Annotated in this window: 13 protein-coding genes and 1 rRNA gene; 10 read left to right on the top strand and 4 right to left on the bottom strand. The window is 62.4% G+C overall.

Annotated features, from left to right (window positions below):
- Window positions 1–167 precede the first annotated feature (167 nt).
- Window positions 168–3014, bottom strand: coding sequence for an RNA polymerase-associated protein RapA (rapA, locus tag B9A31_RS12680; protein ID WP_019096589.1), 2847 nt, complete (start codon window positions 3012–3014; stop codon window positions 168–170).
- A 162-nt stretch (window positions 3015–3176) separates the two neighbouring features.
- Here rapA and B9A31_RS12675 point away from each other — a divergent pair, with 162 nt between their 5' ends.
- From B9A31_RS12675 to B9A31_RS12650, 8 genes are all read left to right on the top strand, one after another.
- Complete coding sequence (locus B9A31_RS12675; RefSeq protein ID WP_027615427.1) at window positions 3177–3872, top strand: M949_RS01915 family surface polysaccharide biosynthesis protein; 696 nt, start codon at window positions 3177–3179, stop codon at window positions 3870–3872.
- A 62-nt stretch (window positions 3873–3934) separates the two neighbouring features.
- Window positions 3935–4264: a hypothetical protein gene (locus tag B9A31_RS12670; protein ID WP_016713804.1), complete on the top strand. Its 330-nt coding sequence runs from the start codon at window positions 3935–3937 to the stop codon at window positions 4262–4264.
- A gap of 66 nt (window positions 4265–4330) precedes the next feature.
- Complete coding sequence (locus tag B9A31_RS27305; protein ID WP_016713805.1) at window positions 4331–4492, top strand: hypothetical protein; 162 nt, start codon at window positions 4331–4333, stop codon at window positions 4490–4492.
- Between the two features lie 135 nt (window positions 4493–4627).
- On the top strand, window positions 4628–4744 hold the full coding sequence (gene ccoM / locus B9A31_RS27635) for a cytochrome c oxidase subunit CcoM (RefSeq protein ID WP_012273831.1): 117 nt from the start codon (window positions 4628–4630) through the stop codon (window positions 4742–4744).
- A gap of 183 nt (window positions 4745–4927) precedes the next feature.
- Entirely contained in the window at window positions 4928–6916 is a 1989-nt protein-coding gene (locus tag B9A31_RS12665) for an FUSC family protein (RefSeq protein ID WP_084297041.1), read from the top strand.
- Window positions 6903–7109, top strand: a complete 207-nt coding sequence (locus B9A31_RS12660) for a DUF1656 domain-containing protein (protein ID WP_019098629.1) — start codon at window positions 6903–6905, stop codon at window positions 7107–7109. The genes B9A31_RS12665 and B9A31_RS12660 overlap by 14 nt, the downstream gene beginning before the upstream one ends.
- 12 nt (window positions 7110–7121) lie before the next feature.
- On the top strand, window positions 7122–7991 hold the full coding sequence (locus tag B9A31_RS12655) for an efflux RND transporter periplasmic adaptor subunit (RefSeq protein ID WP_019098628.1): 870 nt from the start codon (window positions 7122–7124) through the stop codon (window positions 7989–7991).
- Between the two features lie 150 nt (window positions 7992–8141).
- Window positions 8142–8468 carry a DUF2025 family protein gene (locus B9A31_RS12650; RefSeq protein ID WP_016713809.1) on the top strand — a complete coding sequence of 109 codons (327 nt, stop codon included), beginning with the start codon at window positions 8142–8144 and terminating at the stop codon, window positions 8466–8468.
- Window positions 8469–8555: 87 nt separating this feature from the next.
- Here B9A31_RS12650 and B9A31_RS12645 read toward each other — a convergent pair whose 3' ends face one another.
- A complete protein-coding gene (locus B9A31_RS12645) occupies window positions 8556–11141 on the bottom strand; it encodes a bifunctional diguanylate cyclase/phosphodiesterase (protein WP_084297040.1) in 2586 nt (861 codons plus the stop codon).
- A gap of 51 nt (window positions 11142–11192) precedes the next feature.
- Window positions 11193–12266, bottom strand: a complete 1074-nt coding sequence (locus tag B9A31_RS12640; protein ID WP_026020440.1) for a diguanylate cyclase — start codon at window positions 12264–12266, stop codon at window positions 11193–11195.
- 128 nt (window positions 12267–12394) lie between these two features.
- On the opposite strand from B9A31_RS12640, the gene B9A31_RS12635 reads away from it, so the two are divergent.
- Window positions 12395–13486 carry an MBL fold metallo-hydrolase gene (locus tag B9A31_RS12635; RefSeq protein WP_019098625.1) on the top strand — a complete coding sequence of 364 codons (1092 nt, stop codon included), beginning with the start codon at window positions 12395–12397 and terminating at the stop codon, window positions 13484–13486.
- A gap of 3 nt (window positions 13487–13489) precedes the next feature.
- Here the strand turns inward: B9A31_RS12635 and B9A31_RS12630 are convergent, their stop codons facing one another.
- Window positions 13490–14386 (bottom strand): formate/nitrite transporter family protein, encoded by an 897-nt coding sequence (locus B9A31_RS12630; protein WP_019098624.1) that lies wholly within the window; start codon window positions 14384–14386, stop codon window positions 13490–13492.
- A 457-nt stretch (window positions 14387–14843) separates the two neighbouring features.
- Here B9A31_RS12630 and B9A31_RS12625 point away from each other — a divergent pair.
- Window positions 14844–15003: ribosomal RNA gene (locus B9A31_RS12625) — 16S ribosomal RNA — on the top strand; the annotation flags it as partial.

The following is a 15003-nucleotide window of genomic DNA, read 5'->3' as shown; positions in this document are numbered from 1 at the left end:
GGAAGGAGTATTTAAGCCTTCCTGACTAATGGCACATTGATTCCTACGATTTGGTAATCAGTGTGATTGCGGCCAGGAATAAAGAGTTTGGACCGGAATAGAGGCTCGTGAGATCAGGGCTGCTGTGCCGGCTATGGGGCCGCAAAGCGGCCCCATAGCTCCAGTATTTAGCCCGCCACCAGCACGCGAATGGCTTCCAGGCGCAGGGCGGCCTTTTCCAGCATTGCCAGGCCATCTTCACGCTGCTTGCGCAGGGCGTTGATTTCGCTGTCACGCACACTCGGGTTGACCGCTTGCAGTGCCACCAGGCGGGCCAGCTCCTCGTCGGCCTCTGCCGCCAGGCGGCGCTGGGCTTCGGCCACGCGCTCGATGTGGGTCGGCAAGATTTTCTCCTCACCACCACTGATACGCTTGGCCAGCACATCGCGCTGCGCCTGGACGAACTTGTTGGCGCTGGCGCGCGGCACGCTTTCGAGCTGGTCGTTGAGGGTTTCGAAGGCTACGCGCGATGCCAGGTCGTTGCCGTTGGCGTCGAGCAGGCAGCGCAGTGCCGCCGGCGGCAGGTAGCGGCCCAGTTGCAGGCTGCGCGGTGCTACTACTTCGCTGACGAACAGCAGTTCGAGTAGCACGGTGCCCGGTTTGAGCGCCTTGTTCTTGATCAGCGCCACTGCGGTGTTGCCCATCGAGCCGGACAGCACCAGGTCCATGCCGCCCTGCACCATCGGGTGCTCCCAGGTGAGGAACTGCATGTCCTCGCGCGACAGCGCCTGGCCACGGTCGTAGGTAATGGTCACGCCTTCGTCGTCGCCCAGCGGGAAGCTGGCGTCGAGCATCTTCTCGCTTGGCTTGAGGATCAGGGCATTCTCGGAATGGTCTTCGCTGTCGATGCCAAAGGCGTCGAACAGGGTTTCCATGTAGATCGGCAGGGCGAACTGGTCGTCCTGTTCAAGAATGGCCTCGACCAGCGCCTGGCCCTCGCCAGCGCCGCCAGAGTTGAGCTCCAGCAGGCGGTCGCGGCCAGTATGCAGTTCGGCCTCCAGGCGTTCGCGCTCGCTGCGGGCGTCGGCCACCAGTGTATCCCAGGCCTTGCTCTGGCCACCTTCGAGCAGCGGCAACAGGCGCGGGCCAAACTGGTGTTGCAGGGCGTTGCCGGTCGGGCAGGTGTTGAGGAAGGCGTTGAGGCCTTCGTGGTACCACTGGAACAGGCGCTCTTGCGGGCTGTCCTGCAGGTACGGGATGTGCAGCTGGATGGTGTGCTTCTGGCCGATCCGGTCCAGGCGGCCGATGCGCTGTTCGAGCAGGTCGGGGTGCGCGGGCAGGTCGAACATCACCAGATGGTGGGCGAACTGGAAGTTACGGCCTTCGCTGCCAATCTCGGAGCAGATCAGCACCTGCGCGCCGAATTCTTCGTCGGCGAAGTAGGCGGCGGCACGGTCGCGTTCGAGAATGCTCATGCCTTCATGGAACACCGACGCCGGGATGCCGGAGCGCACGCGCAGGGCGTCTTCCAAGTCCATTGCGGTTTCGGCGTGGGCGCAGATCACCAGCACTTTGGTGCGCTTGAGCATCTTCAGGGTATCGATCAGCCAGTCGACGCGTGGATCGAAACGCCACCAGCGTTCGTCGTCGGCTGCCTCACCCTGGGCCTGGAAGGCCACTTCCGGGTACAGCTCAGCGTGTTCGCCAGCCGGCAGGTCGCGGTACTGCTCGGGCGTGGCCAGCGGGTAGGGGTGCAACTGGCGCTCAGGGAAGCCCTGAATTGCGGCACGTGTGTTGCGGAACAGCACGCGGCCGGTGCCGTGGCGGTCAAGCAGTTCGCGAATCAGGCGCGCACTGGCCTGGGTGTCGCCATCGTTGACCGCGGCCAGCAGGGCTTCGCCTTCGGCACCCAGGAAGCCCTGGATGGTGGCGTGCGCCTTGGGCGACAAGCGGCCCTCGTCGAGCAGTTCCTGTACGGCTTCGGCGACCGGGCGATAGTGCTCGCTCTCGGCACGGAAGGCGGCCAGGTCGTGGAAACGGTTGGGGTCGAGCAGGCGCAAGCGGGCAAAGTGGCTGTCCTGGCCAAGCTGCTCTGGGGTGGCGGTGAGCAGCAGCACACCCGGGATCACCTGGGCCAGTTGCTCGACCAGGCCATATTCGGCGCTGACCTGATCTTCGTGCCAGACCAGGTGGTGAGCTTCGTCGACCACCATCAGGTCCCAGCCGGCAGCAAACAGCGCATCCTGGGCCTTTTCGTCGTCGACCAGCCACTCCAGGGCAACCAGCGCCAGCTGGGCGTCCTCGAACGGGTTGCTGGCGTCGCTCTCGATGAAGCGTTCAGCGTCGAACAGGGCTACCTGCAGGTTGAAGCGGCGGCGCATTTCCACCAGCCACTGGTGCTGGAGGTTTTCCGGCACCAGGATCAGTACGCGGCTGGCACGGCCCGACAGCAACTGGCGGTGAATCACCAGGCCAGCCTCGATGGTTTTGCCCAGGCCCACTTCGTCGGCCAGCAATACGCGCGGGGCGCTGCGGTCGGCGACTTCGCGGGCGATGTGCAACTGGTGGGCGATCGGTTGCGCGCGGCAGCCACCCAGGCCCCACAGTGCCGACTGCATCTGCTTGCTGGTGTGCTGCAGGGTGTTGTAACGCAGGCTGAACCACGACAGTGGGTCGATCTGCCCGGCGAACAGGCGGTCGCTGGCCAGGCGGAACTGGATGAAGTTCGACAGCTGGGTTTCTGGCAGGGTACGCGGCTGGTTCTGCGCGTCCAGGCCGTGGTACACCATGAGCCCGTCGATGTCCTCGACTTCGCGCACGGTCAGCTTCCAGCCCTCGAAGTGGGTGATCTGGTCGCCGGGCGAGAAACGCACGCGGGTCAGCGGCGCATTGCGCAGGGAATACTGGCGGGTGTCGCCAGTGGCCGGGTAAAGCACGGTCAACAGGCGGCCATCCTGCGCCAGGATGGTACCCAGGCCGAGCTCGGCTTCGCTGTCGCTGATCCAGCGTTGCCCCGGTTGATACTGCTGCGCCATACTGCCTGAACTCCCGCGATGAAAAAGCCGATTATGTTAACGGATCGGCCGGTCAGACCAAAGTGCGAACGCACCGAAAGGTGCCGAACGACAACAGGAAGTAAGTCAGTCTAGCTGTTTCATCGCCTCGCACTGTGCAGCCGACGAGGGCACCGCTTCTATATGTCTGCCAAGCACCGCTGGATGAGCGCTTCCATGGCCGTGGGCAGCCTGCTGCTGCTCAGTGCCTGCGAGCAGAAGAATTTCGAGACCTTGCCCCCCATTCCGATGGAACAGCTTGAAGTGCTGGGCGTCCAGACACCGATCAAGAGCGTGCACTACCGCGACCGCGACGGTGAAGGCCTGCTGGTACTGAGCCGCAGCGATGGCCAGGCCAGTGACCCGGAAAGCGAACAGGAAGTGGACAAGGTGGTACTCAAGGCCACCTTGTACGGGCGCACAGCCGAAGGTGATGCATTCAAGGCGCGTTGGCAGATCGAGCAGGAAACCACCTGCCCAGGGCTGGACCTGGACGTGGACTTCTACACCGACGTCAGTGATGCCAGCGACTTGAACAAGGACGGTGTCGCCGAGATGACGGTAGCCAGTCATGCCTTCTGTGGCGGCGGTATCGACCCGCACGACATCGCCATCGAGATGCGCGAAGGGCAGGCCAGCTACACCATTACCGGCCAGTCGCTGATCACCCCGGCGGGCGAAGAACCGATCGGTGGCGAGCGCGAGGACAGTGCCTCGCTGAAAACCGCGCCGCAGGTATTGCGCGACCATATGGACGCGGTCTGGCAGCAGGTTTACAAGCGGCCCTGGAGCGAAGCCAGCCCGCCAGATGACGACGAGCCTGACGACGAAACCGAGTAAATGTTGTCCATGACATCAAGGTAAACCCGCACCTGCCGATACAGGGGCACAGGAGAACGTCCATGCTGCCGCCGATCATTCCGCTCAGTGCCGCCCCGGTGACCTCGCAACAGGACCCGGTCAAACCCACCCCCGACATCAAACCGGTGGTGCCGACGCAGCCTGCGTCCGGCGAAAGTGCCATCGACCTCAAGCACCAGCGTGACCCGCAAGAGCAAGCACTGTTGCTGCGCGATGAACAACGTCGCCAGCAGCAACGCAGGCAGAAGGGCGATCAGGAGCGCTACAGTGCCATGCCTGGTGATGAGGTCAACGCCGACAACACCGTGCCGGTGGCCCCGTTGATGGGCGAACACGTACGCCAGGGGCTGCTGGTGGATATCGAAGTCTGACAGGGGCTGGTCAGCACCTGCGGCTGGCCTCATCATGCAAGTCTCTGTAGATCGTCGAGCCCACCCATGAGCCAAGACAACCTCATCGATTTCGATGCCGAACGCGCCAAGCGCGTCCACGACCTCAAGGAAAAGCGCCTGAACGACATGCGCAACGCGTTCGAGCAGGCCCTGCCGTTGAACAGCAGCAAGAAAAAGAAACCCAAGAGCAAGCCGAAGAAGCGCTGAAATTTGACGCAGGTCAACCCTGCACCCCCCTCGCGTGCCCGGCCTCGGGCACCATTGATCCCGATCAATTTTCCCCCACGCCACATTGGTTACCTTGCACCCATCGGACAACGGCAAACGAATGGGGAGGCCAGCATGTTCTTCGACAACGTGGTTATCGCCGGTGTGGTAACGGTCGGGTTGATGTTTGCCTTCTTTGCCGGTCTGGGCATTTTCATCTGGAAGGACTCGAAAAAGCGCAAGCCGCGTTGACCTTCCGGGTACACGAGCACGCAAGGCATTTAGGGCGACTTCGGTCGCCCATTTTTTTTGCCTGGAATTTGTGCTTGGTTGCACGCCGATAAAGATGATTAGCTAGCTAATTATTCATTTCCACTTTATCCTGCTCCCCATTGTCTATCTTTTCTACAAGACCATCCCCGCAAGGTCCGCTTCGTGCCCATTACCTTCCAGGCCCTGTTCGCCCCCAGCAGCCTCGCCCTCAAGTTCGCCATCAAGACTCTGCTCGGTGGCGGCCTGGCATTGTGGCTGGCGATGCGTTGGGGGCTGGAGCAACCGTCATGGGCACTGATGACCGCTTTCATCGTCGCCCAGCCGCTGTCCGGCATGGTGGTGCAGAAGGGCCTGGCGCGGCTGGCGGGTACCTTGGTCGGCACCGTCATGTCGGTGCTGTTCATTGGCCTGTTTGCACAGACCCCAGGTTTGTTTCTGCTCACCCTGGCCTTTTGGCTGGCCCTGTGCACCGCCGCCTCCACCCAGCTGCGTAGCGCCTGGGCCTATGCCTTCGTGCTGGCCGGCTACACCGCTGCGATCATCGCCTTGCCGGCCATCGACCACCCGCTGCAGGTTTTTGACCAGGCGGTGGCGCGCTGCACCGAGATCTGCCTGGGCATTTTCTGCGCCACTGCCAGCAGTGCCTTGCTCTGGCCCATGCGCGTGGAACAGCAACTGGGCGGGCAGGCCCGACAGGCCTGGCAGAACGGTCTGCAAGCTGCCAGTGCCATGCTGGGTGGCGAGGACGAGGCGCGCAAAGGCTTGCTGGAGAGCTTGGGGCGCATCGTGGCCATCGACAGCCAGCGCGAACATGCCTGGTTCGAAGGCAACCGTGGCCGGCAGCGTGCCCGCGCCATTCGTGGGCTCAGCCAGAAATTGATGGTGCTGTTGCGCATCTCCCGTTCGGTGCGCCGTCAGTGGCGGCAACTGGATGAGCGGGAGGCTGAGCACCTGGCGCCCTGGTTGCACGAAGTGCGCACACTGTTGGGCAAACCCGACAAGCCCGGCTTGTTGCTGTTGCGCCAACGTATCTGGGATGCCGCCCACGACGAGCAGATCAGTTCGGCGGAGCACTTCTGCCTGGCGCGCATGGCCCTGCTGCTGGATTACGCCATGGCTGCCGGCCAGGCGCTGGAGGATGTGGAGGCGGGCAGGGCGCCCAAGGATGTGTCCCAAGGCCTGGCTGCGCACCGCGACTGGTCACTGGCCTTGCTGTTTGGTTCGCGTAGTGCGCTGGCCTTTCTGGTTATGAGCGGGTTCTGGCTGGCCACGGCCTGGCCTTCGGCGCCGGGTGGCCTGGTGCTGACCTGCGTAGTCTGTAGCCTGTTCGCCAGCCGTGAGAACGGCGCGCAAATTGGCTTGAGTTTTTTGCGCGGGATTTTCCTGGCCATACCTGCTGCGTTGCTGGTCGGGCAAATTGTGCTGCCGCAGTGGAGCAGCTTCGCCATGCTGTGCCTTGCCATGGGTGTGCCGCTGTTTCTTGGGGCGCTGGGCATGGCCCACCCCCGTACCGGGGCCACGGCCACCTCCTATTGCCTGCACTTCATTGTGCTGGTATCGCCGCTCAACGCCATGCAGTTTGGCGTGGCGACCATGCTGAACAGTGCCTTGGCCATGCTGGTGGGTGTATCTGCAGCAGTCATGGCCTTTCGTTTATTGGTGTTCCGTCACCCGGCCTGGCTGGGCCGGCGACTGCGCGCAGCCACCCAGAGCGACCTGGTGCGCCTGACCCGGCGCGACCTGCGTGGGGCCGACAGCTGGTTTGGCGGGCGGATGGCGGACCGCCTGATGCAACTGGCGCGGCATGCCAGTGAATTACCGGAAGACGAGCGTAAGCGCTGGGACGACGGCCTGCATGGGCTGGACATTGGTGATGAACTGGTACACCTGCGCATGTGTCTGGCGGTCGCCCAGGCCCCCTTGGGGCGTGCCGAGCGCGAGTACCTGCAACAGGTGGAGGCGGTACTGGCAAAAGGGCCTGCCGCCGGGCGCGGGCAGCGCCTGGACCCCGCCAGTGAGCAATTTATCGCGGCCCTGCGCCAGCTGCCTGCCAGCGACCCATTGCGGCTGGCTGAAGGTGCGGTGCTGCAATTGCAAAAAAGCTGGGGCAAGTGGTGCCGCTGGCAGGAGGAAACCCATGGGGTTGCGTGAATGGGAAGTGGGCGGCGTGCTGCTCAGCCCGTTTCTGATTTATGTGTTGCTGGCGCTGCTGTTCACCGGCCTGTTACGCCTGGTGGTGCAGGCCACGCCGCTGGGGCGCTGGATCTGGCATGAGGCGCTGTTCGATGCGGCGCTGTTCGTTTGTGTGTTGTTCCTGGTGGTACGCCTACTGGGGCCTTTATGAAGGAGTGTTTCGATGCGTGCGGCCGTACGTACCTTGGTGACGCTGTGTGTGGTGGCCTTGGCCGTGTTGGCCGGCTACCGGTTGTGGCAGTACTACATGCTTACCCCCTGGACCCGCGACGCCCGTGTGCGTGCCGATGTGGTGGTGATTGCGCCTGACGTGTCCGGTTGGGTACGCGGGCTCAAGGTCCATGACAACCAGCAGGTCAAGGCGGGCGACCTGTTGATGACTATCGACCGCGAGCGCTTCCAGGCCGCGTTCGACCAGGCCAGCGCCGTGACCGAGACCCGCGCCCAGCAATTGCGCCTGCGCGAACGCGAAGCCGCCCGGCGCACGGCCTTGGGGCCCGAGGCGATCAGTGCCGAGTTGCGTGAAAACGCCCAGATCAATGCGGCCATCGCGCGTGGCGAGTTGCACGAAGCCGAGGCGCAGTTGCAGGTGGCCAGGATCAACCTTGCGCGCAGTGAAGTGCGGGCGCCGCGCAGCGGGCATATCACCAACCTGCGTCTGGCCGAAGGCAACTATGTGAACACCGGGGAAGCGGTCATGGCCCTGGTGGATGATTCAACCTTCTATATCCAGGCGTACTTCGAGGAAACCAAGCTGCCCCGTATTCGTGTGGGGGATACCGTGAAAGTCTGGCTGATGGGGGCGGGTGAGCCGATGCAAGGGCATGTGGAGAGCATCAGCCGCGGTATTACCGACCGCAACAGCAACCCGGACAGTCAATTGCTGCCGGAAGTGGAACCTACCTTCAACTGGGTGCGTCTGGCCCAGCGCATACCGGTAAGGATTCGCCTGGACCAGGTGCCGGAAGGGGTGACCCTGAGTGCGGGGATGACGGCCAGTGTGCAGGTGCACGAGGACCGGGATCGGCAGTAGCTCCAACCCTACACCCTGAGCGGTGAGCGCTGAAAACCATGGCGCGTTCATGCGCACCTGCGTTAGGCTGCGGCTTGCGAGTTGCCCGGTAGAGGCGACCCATCCCCCGCCAGGCGTGCGTATCTTCCGATATCATTGCGAGGTTACGTCATGGCCATCACTTCCCAGGACATCTGCAACGCTGCCGACCAGCTCAAGGGCTTTGTCGGTTTTCATGGCAAGCGCGGTGTCCATATTGTGCGTTTTTCCGAGGATTCGTTCGGCATGGACGTGGCCGACGACAGCATTACCCCGTGCAACGAGTTTGTCTGGCGGCCTGAGCAAGGGCAGCGCATGGCGTTGTGCCGTGAGCGGCTGGCGCTGTTGCTGGAGCAGCATGTGGATGACCGCTTGAATATTGGTGAGCCGCTGCGTGCTTACCTGCGCCGCCAGGACCTGCCAGAGATCGTGGCCGAGCGCAGCCTGCAACAACCCTGATGCCCCCTGCAGGAGCTGACTTGCCCACGAAGAATTCCCCGCGGTGCATGGCACCGGCGTTGCCGGTGTTCGCGGGTAAACCCGCGCCTACAGAGGTTGTTTGCTGCTTTGGGATGTTTGGTGCAACAACGCCTCCAGCCCGGCACTGTCCAGCGGTCGGCTCATGAAATAGCCCTGTACTTCGTGGCAGCGGTCCTTCTCCAGTGCTTTGAGCTGCTGTTCGCTTTCGACGCCTTCGGCAGTCACCGTCAACCCCATCGCTTCGCCCAGGTTGATGATGGCCTGAACCACCGCACGGTCGCTGCCGCCGTTGTTGTTCAGGCCACTGATGAAGCGCTTGTCTATCTTGATGCTGTCGAACGGGTAGGTACGCAGGTAGCCCAGCGATGAGTAACCCGTGCCGAAATCATCCATGTTCAGGCGCACGCCCAGCTCCTTGAGCGAGAGCATGGTGCCCAGCGCGCCTTCGATGTCGTTGAGCATCACGTTCTCGGTAATTTCCAGCTCCAGGCGCTGGGCCGGGAAGGCGGTTTCCAGCAGGATTTCACGCACATCGGCTACCACGTCGCTGCGCAGGAACTGCGCGGGCGACAGATTCACCGAAACCAGAATGTCGGCTGGCCAGTCATGGGCTGTGCGGCAAGCCTCGCGCAGCACCCAGCGGCCCAGCGCGACGATGATGTCGCTTTGCTCGGCCAGCGGGATGAAAATGTCCGGCCCTAGCAACCCTTCCTGCGGGTGCTGCCAGCGCAGCAAGGCTTCGACCGCTACGATGCGTCGGTCGCTGAGGCGGTAGCGCGGCTGATAATGCAGTTCGAACTCCTGGTTGCGCAGGGCCCTGCGCAGGTCGTTTTCCAACTGGCGGCGGTACTGGATCTGCTGGTTCATCTCGGCAGCGAAGTAACGCCAGGTATTCTTGCCATCGGCTTTGGCCTGGTACAGGGCAATGTCGGCGCAGCGGATCAATTCGCCCGCATCGAAACCCTGGGTGCGGGTTTGGGCGACGCCAATACTGGCACCGACGTGCAGGGGTTGGTTGTCGAAGGTGATGGGTTGTTGCAGCAGGCTGATCAGGCGCGCGCAGAAACGGTCGATTTCGTTGCGGTTGTCCATGCCGCTTAGCACCAGGATGAACTCGTCGCCACCCAGACGCGCTACCAGGTCACCGTCGCGGGTGGTATCGCGCAGACGCGTCGCCACCTCTTGCAGCACGGCATCCCCGGCAGCATGGCCGAGCGAGTCGTTGATCGGTTTGAAGTTGTCGAGGTCCAGCAGCAGCAGGCTCAAGGGTGGCGAGTCGGTGCTACGCAGCAGGGCTTGCTCCAGGTGCCTGGCGAGCTTGTTGCGGTTGGCCAGGCCGGTCAGTGGGTCGTGCAACGACAGGTGCTGAATGCGCGCGTGGGCGTCGACTTCGTCGGTGATGTCGCTGGCGGTGCCGCGAAAACCGCTGGGCTTGTCGTCATACCAGATGGCTCGGGCCGAAATCCTGCAGTAGCGGTTTTGGCCATTCTGGTCGCGGTAGGTGCAGCGCAAATTGGCCAACTGTTGTGGATCGGCGCTGGTCAGGGCGTCCAGCCAAGGCGAGAGCGGGGTGGTATCGCAGGCCAGCAACAGGTTGAGCGGTTGGCCCAGCCAGTCGTCCACGGAGTAGCCGGTGACGTTGGCAAAGCGTTGCGACAGGTAGGTCAGGCGTTGTTGCCGGTCGGTTTCCCAGATCCAGTCGGATGCCGATTCGGCCACCGCGCGAAAACGCTGCTCGCTGGCTTCCAGCGCCTGGTTGCTCTGTTGCAGGTGAGTGAGTGTAAGGCCGATTGCCCGCGAGCTGCGCAAGGTGAGGCGGAACAGGTACAGCATGATCAAGCCAAGCATCAGCAGCGCGCCTACCAGTGGCGGCAAAACGGCCCACAGCAGCTGGCGCCCCGGCAGCGGGCTGTTCCAGGCCAGGTGGTAGCCGGTATCGCCCAGCTCGATGCGCAAGTGGCCGTGCTCACCCCTGTTGTCCTTGTCTACATGCATGCCGGTAAGGCCGGCGCCGGTGCCCAGCCGTGTCAGCTTGTCTTCGGTGAGCTGGTCGATGAACAGCATCACCGGGGCGTGGCGTACCTCAGTGTCGGTGACATCGCGATCCGGTCGAACAGCGGCGGCAGTCAGCACGGCCGGCCAGCCGTTGAACAGCACGTACCGGGTGATCTGTTCCCGTGGTACGGCCGCGGCGCGGGCCTGGTCGATGATCGGCTGCAGGGGCGCGTCTATATAAGTGTTAGCGCCTGCCTGGCTGGGCTGTCCCTTGAACAGCGCGTAGGTGGTGCGGCTGTCCTCTACAACGAACACCCCTTCGTAGCCGTTGGCGCTGTACAGCGACTCGCCCACGTTCTTTTCTTCATAAGCCCATTTCCAGTCTACCTGGCCCGCCAGGTGTTCGAAGGCAGCATCCCATACGGCATAGCTGGACAAGAACTGGCGCGAGGCGATCAGTCGCTGCTCAAGGGCCTGGTTCGCATGGAAGGCGCTACGCTGACGCTCCTGGTGATCAAGGGTGGCGGCGATGTTTAACAGTGCGCCCAGCGTAACCAGGCAGGCCAGGCCGAAAACTGCACTGAAACCGGCAATCAGGTGGCGCACCTGAAAGCGCGGTGTAGGGCTGGCTGGGCGGTGTTTGGCAGTCCTGGCCATGCGTGAGCGGCTCCTTCAAGCAGCCTCCCGCCAGGCAGTCAGGAAGGAGGTTCAATCAGGATAGGCCAGCTTGAGCGTAGAAGCGTCGCCGCGGGCAAAATTGACCTGGTCGCGGCCGGCGTGCTTGGCGGTGTAAAGCGCCTTGTCAGCCTGGTCGAGCCAGTGCTCGGGTGACTCCACGGTGGCTTCGAAGGGTGACAGGCCGATGCTCAGGCTGATGCGCAGGTGCGGCAACTGTGGGTTGCGGTAGTTAGCGACCCGTTCGCGCAGGCGCTCCATGGCCTGACAAGCCTGGGCCTCACTGGTGTTCGGCAGCATCACACAAAACTCGTCGCCGCCATAACGCCCTGCCTGGTCGCCTTCGCGCAGGTTACGGCGCAGCTCGGCGCTCAGCTGGCGCAGCACACAGTCGCCGACCACGTGGCCGAAGGTATCGTTGATGGTCTTGAAATGGTCGATGTCGATCAGGGCGATGACCGCGTGCCCCTGCTGTTGTTTACAGGCCTGGAACTTCAGCAGTAGCAGGTCTTTCCACGCGCCATGGTTGAGCAGCCCGGTCAGGCTGTCGGTGAGGCTCAGGGCGCTCAGCCGGCGCTTGTGGTCAGCCAGTTTGATCGCCAGCTGGTAGCACACCCAGCCCAGTGCCAGCGGGTACAGCGTCAGCATTGGCAGGCAGGCGTACACCTGCAGGGGGGTGGCGGTCAGCTGCAGGCCGGGGCCAAGCAGCAGGACGGAGACAAGCATGCCTGCCACCTGGGCCAGCAGCCCACGAAAGACCATGCGCTTGCCGCCGGCTGCGACGTTGTTCATGGTCATCATGGAAAGTACCGTCACGCTGGGGAGCGGGTTGAAATGCATGGCGGCAGTCCAGAACCCGCCCATCAGCGAGTCCAGCAGCAGGTTGCGCTGTTCTGCCTGGTAGGGCATCGCCGAGCGGCTTGCCCACAAGTAGGCCATGTGCGGCCACAGCAACCCGTTGAGCAGCACCAGCAGCCATGCCCAGGTGGGGGGAGACAGCGGCGCAATGGCCGCCATGACGCTGAACAGACCGATACCCAGGCCAATGACGCGCGGCAGGTAGATGCGCTTGACGAATGAAAGGCCTTTGCCGCTGCGGTTGTCCATCGTGGTCATCGCTTCTGCCGGGGTACCGTTTATCGCATAACTCGCATGAATATTGTTGAACATTGTTTCAACGGCGAAAAATGACCTTACAAGCCAATTCACGGTTGATCTGATCACTGTGGGGTAACATGAAGGCTTTCCTGTTGCTTGGAGTGTTGCTGATGGTCCCTTTGGCCAACGCTGCCGGCGAGCCGGCGCCACATCGGGATGGGCGTTTTCACAACCAGGCATCGTTGCCGCAGGATGGGGTGCTGAAAAAGCTGCGCATCGGGCTCAAGTACCTGTTCCTGCGCAAGCCCCCGCAAACCCGGCCGGCTACCCCGATCAGCCTCCAGCCCATGACCCGCGAGCAGGTGCTCGACGCCCCTGATCACAGCATGTGGCGCCTGGGCCATTCCACAGTATTGCTCAAGCTGCGCGGGCGCTTCTTTATCACCGACCCGGTGTTCGCCGAGCGCGCCTCGCCGGTGCAGTGGGCGGGGCCGCTGCGCTTCCATGCGCCACCGCTGGCGCTTGACCAGTTGCCGCCACTGGCCGCGGTTGTACTGTCGCACGATCATTTCGACCACCTCGACGAGCAGGCGATTCGCCATTTGGCGCCACGCACCGGGGTATTCCTTACCCCACTGGGCGTGGGCGACCTACTTATGAGCTGGGGCGTGGCTCCGGCGAAGGTGCGCCAACTGGACTGGTGGCAAGAAAGCGAGGTGGAGGGCGTGCGCTTTGTCGCCACCCCGGCACAGCACTTTTCCGGGCGCGGGCTGCTGGACAGCAATCGGACGCTGTGGGCGTCCTGGGTGATCATCGATGGCGATGTGCGGGTGTTCTTCAGTGGCGATACCGGGTACTTCGACGGTTTCAAGCAGATAGGCGAGCGTTTCGGGCCGTTCGACCTGACCTTGATCGAAACCGGCGCCTACAATGTCGCCTGGCCCAACGTACACATGCAGCCGGAGCAGAGCCTGCAGGCCCACCTGGATTTGCGCGGGCGCTGGATGCTGCCGATTCACAACGGTACGTTCGACCTGTCTACCCACGGCTGGCAGGAGCCTTTCGAACGCATACTGACGCTGGCCAACCAGGCCCAGGTGCGCTTGAGCACGCCGCAGATGGGCGAGCGGGTCAGCCTTGACTCACCGCATGCCGGGCAGAACTGGTGGCAGCCACGGCCTGTGCGTCAGCGGGGCCACGCCAAAGAGCGCACGATGGCGGCACGCTGAGATTCAGCTGTGGTCATCCTTGCTGCGCCGGCGCGGGGCTTGGTCGTCTTTCAGCAGTTGCGAGGGTGGCTTGCCACTGTCGCTGCGTACCTGGGCATGGCTGATCAGGGCAAAAATGAAGCTGCCACCAATAATGTTGCCTGTCAGGGTCGGCAAGGCGAATTCCAGCCAAAAGCTGCGCCAGGTTTCATCGCCGGCCCACACCAGATAGGACACCTCGACGGAGCCCACTACTATATGGGTGAAATCGCCGAGGGCCATCAGGTAGGTGATCATCAGGATGATCCAGACCTTGGCGTGCTCCATGGACGGGATCATCCAGACCATGGTGGCGATCATCCAGCCCGACACGATGCCTTTGGCGAACATCTGGCTCAGGTCGTTCTTCATGACCTTGCGGCCAACCTCCAGAAACGCCACGTCCGTCTTGCTGTCGAATATCGGCAGCTCCAGCATGACCCAAGCCACTAGCAGGGTGCCCGCCAGGTTGCCGAGCAACACCACGCCCCACAGGCGCAGCAGGCGAACGAAGTTGGCCAGGGTGGGGGTCGTCATGACGGGCAGCACGGCGGTGAGGGTGTTTTCGGTAAACAGTTGCTGGCGTGCCAGGATCACCGCGAGGAAGCCGGCGCTGTAGCCGATGCTTGCGACCACCTGGGCACTCTCTCCTTCCGGCAGGCGTGCGTAGAACAGCCCCATGGCCATCAGCGACAGCCCCATGGACAGGCCGGCGGCCAGTGCCGACCACCACAACGCCGCGAGGGTACGTTCCAGTTCCTGATCGCCCTGGTAGCGGATCATCTCGTGCAGCACTGCCGCCCGCGGCGGCTGGTTGTGGCTGACCTCCTGTTCTTCATCTGCAGACAGGCCCGGGGTTTTCTCGCTTTGCGCATCGCTCATGGCCGCTACGCTCCGTGGTGGTGTTTCTCTACAGATCCATGGCGCTTTCATTAGTTGCCAGGTGGGGTTAAAACACGCGCGGAAAGTTTTTTCAGATCAAGGTGTTGACTCTGATTTCAAAGCGCGTATTATTCGCCTCCTCGCAGCGATGAACGCTTCGGGGCAAGCGGTAAGTGTTTGAAGTTGTTAGCTTTCAAAAGGAAGCGGTAGTAAAAACTTCAAAATAAACGCTTGACAGTGAATGAGGAAAGCGTAGAATGCGCGCCTCGGTTGAGACGAAAAGCTCTTAACCAAACGCTCTTTAACAAATTGAATCAAGCAATTCGTGTGGGTGCTTGTGGGTACGGACTGATAGTCAAAAAGATTATCAGCATCACAAGTGGCCATGCGAGAAATCACATAGTCATTTGAGATTGCTGAGCCAAGTTTAGGGTTTCTTAAAAACCCAAGCAGTATTGAACTGAAGAGTTTGATCATGGCTCAGATTGAACGCTGGCGGCAGGCCTAACACATGCAAGTCGAGCGGATGACGGGAGCTTGCTCCTTGATTCAGCGGCGGACGGGTGAGTAATGCCTAGGAATCTGCCTGGTAGTGGGGGACAACGTTTCGAAAGGAA

The organism is Pseudomonas sp. URIL14HWK12:I5, from assembly GCF_900176445.1.
Classification (GTDB): domain Bacteria; phylum Pseudomonadota; class Gammaproteobacteria; order Pseudomonadales; family Pseudomonadaceae; genus Aquipseudomonas; species Aquipseudomonas monteilii.
Note: the sequence above shows the minus strand (reverse complement) of the source record. Positions and strands in the feature narration are given on the sequence as shown.

Bases quoted from the DNA above. Each gene is read 5' to 3' on its own strand.
- rapA (WP_019096589.1), bottom strand. From the start codon at position 3,014: ATGGCGCAGCAGTATCAACCGGGGCAACGCTGGATCAGCGACAGCGAA.
- B9A31_RS12675 (WP_027615427.1), top strand. From the start codon at position 3,177: ATGTCTGCCAAGCACCGCTGGATGAGCGCTTCCATGGCCGTGGGCAGC.
- B9A31_RS12670 (WP_016713804.1), top strand. From the start codon at position 3,935: ATGCTGCCGCCGATCATTCCGCTCAGTGCCGCCCCGGTGACCTCGCAA.
- B9A31_RS27305 (WP_016713805.1), top strand. From the start codon at position 4,331: ATGAGCCAAGACAACCTCATCGATTTCGATGCCGAACGCGCCAAGCGC.
- ccoM (WP_012273831.1), top strand. From the start codon at position 4,628: ATGTTCTTCGACAACGTGGTTATCGCCGGTGTGGTAACGGTCGGGTTG.
- B9A31_RS12660 (WP_019098629.1), top strand. From the start codon at position 6,903: ATGGGGTTGCGTGAATGGGAAGTGGGCGGCGTGCTGCTCAGCCCGTTT.
- B9A31_RS12655 (WP_019098628.1), top strand. From the start codon at position 7,122: ATGCGTGCGGCCGTACGTACCTTGGTGACGCTGTGTGTGGTGGCCTTG.
- B9A31_RS12650 (WP_016713809.1), top strand. From the start codon at position 8,142: ATGGCCATCACTTCCCAGGACATCTGCAACGCTGCCGACCAGCTCAAG.
- B9A31_RS12645 (WP_084297040.1), bottom strand. From the start codon at position 11,141: ATGGCCAGGACTGCCAAACACCGCCCAGCCAGCCCTACACCGCGCTTT.
- B9A31_RS12640 (WP_026020440.1), bottom strand. From the start codon at position 12,266: ATGGACAACCGCAGCGGCAAAGGCCTTTCATTCGTCAAGCGCATCTAC.
- B9A31_RS12635 (WP_019098625.1), top strand. From the start codon at position 12,395: ATGAAGGCTTTCCTGTTGCTTGGAGTGTTGCTGATGGTCCCTTTGGCC.
- B9A31_RS12630 (WP_019098624.1), bottom strand. From the start codon at position 14,386: ATGAGCGATGCGCAAAGCGAGAAAACCCCGGGCCTGTCTGCAGATGAA.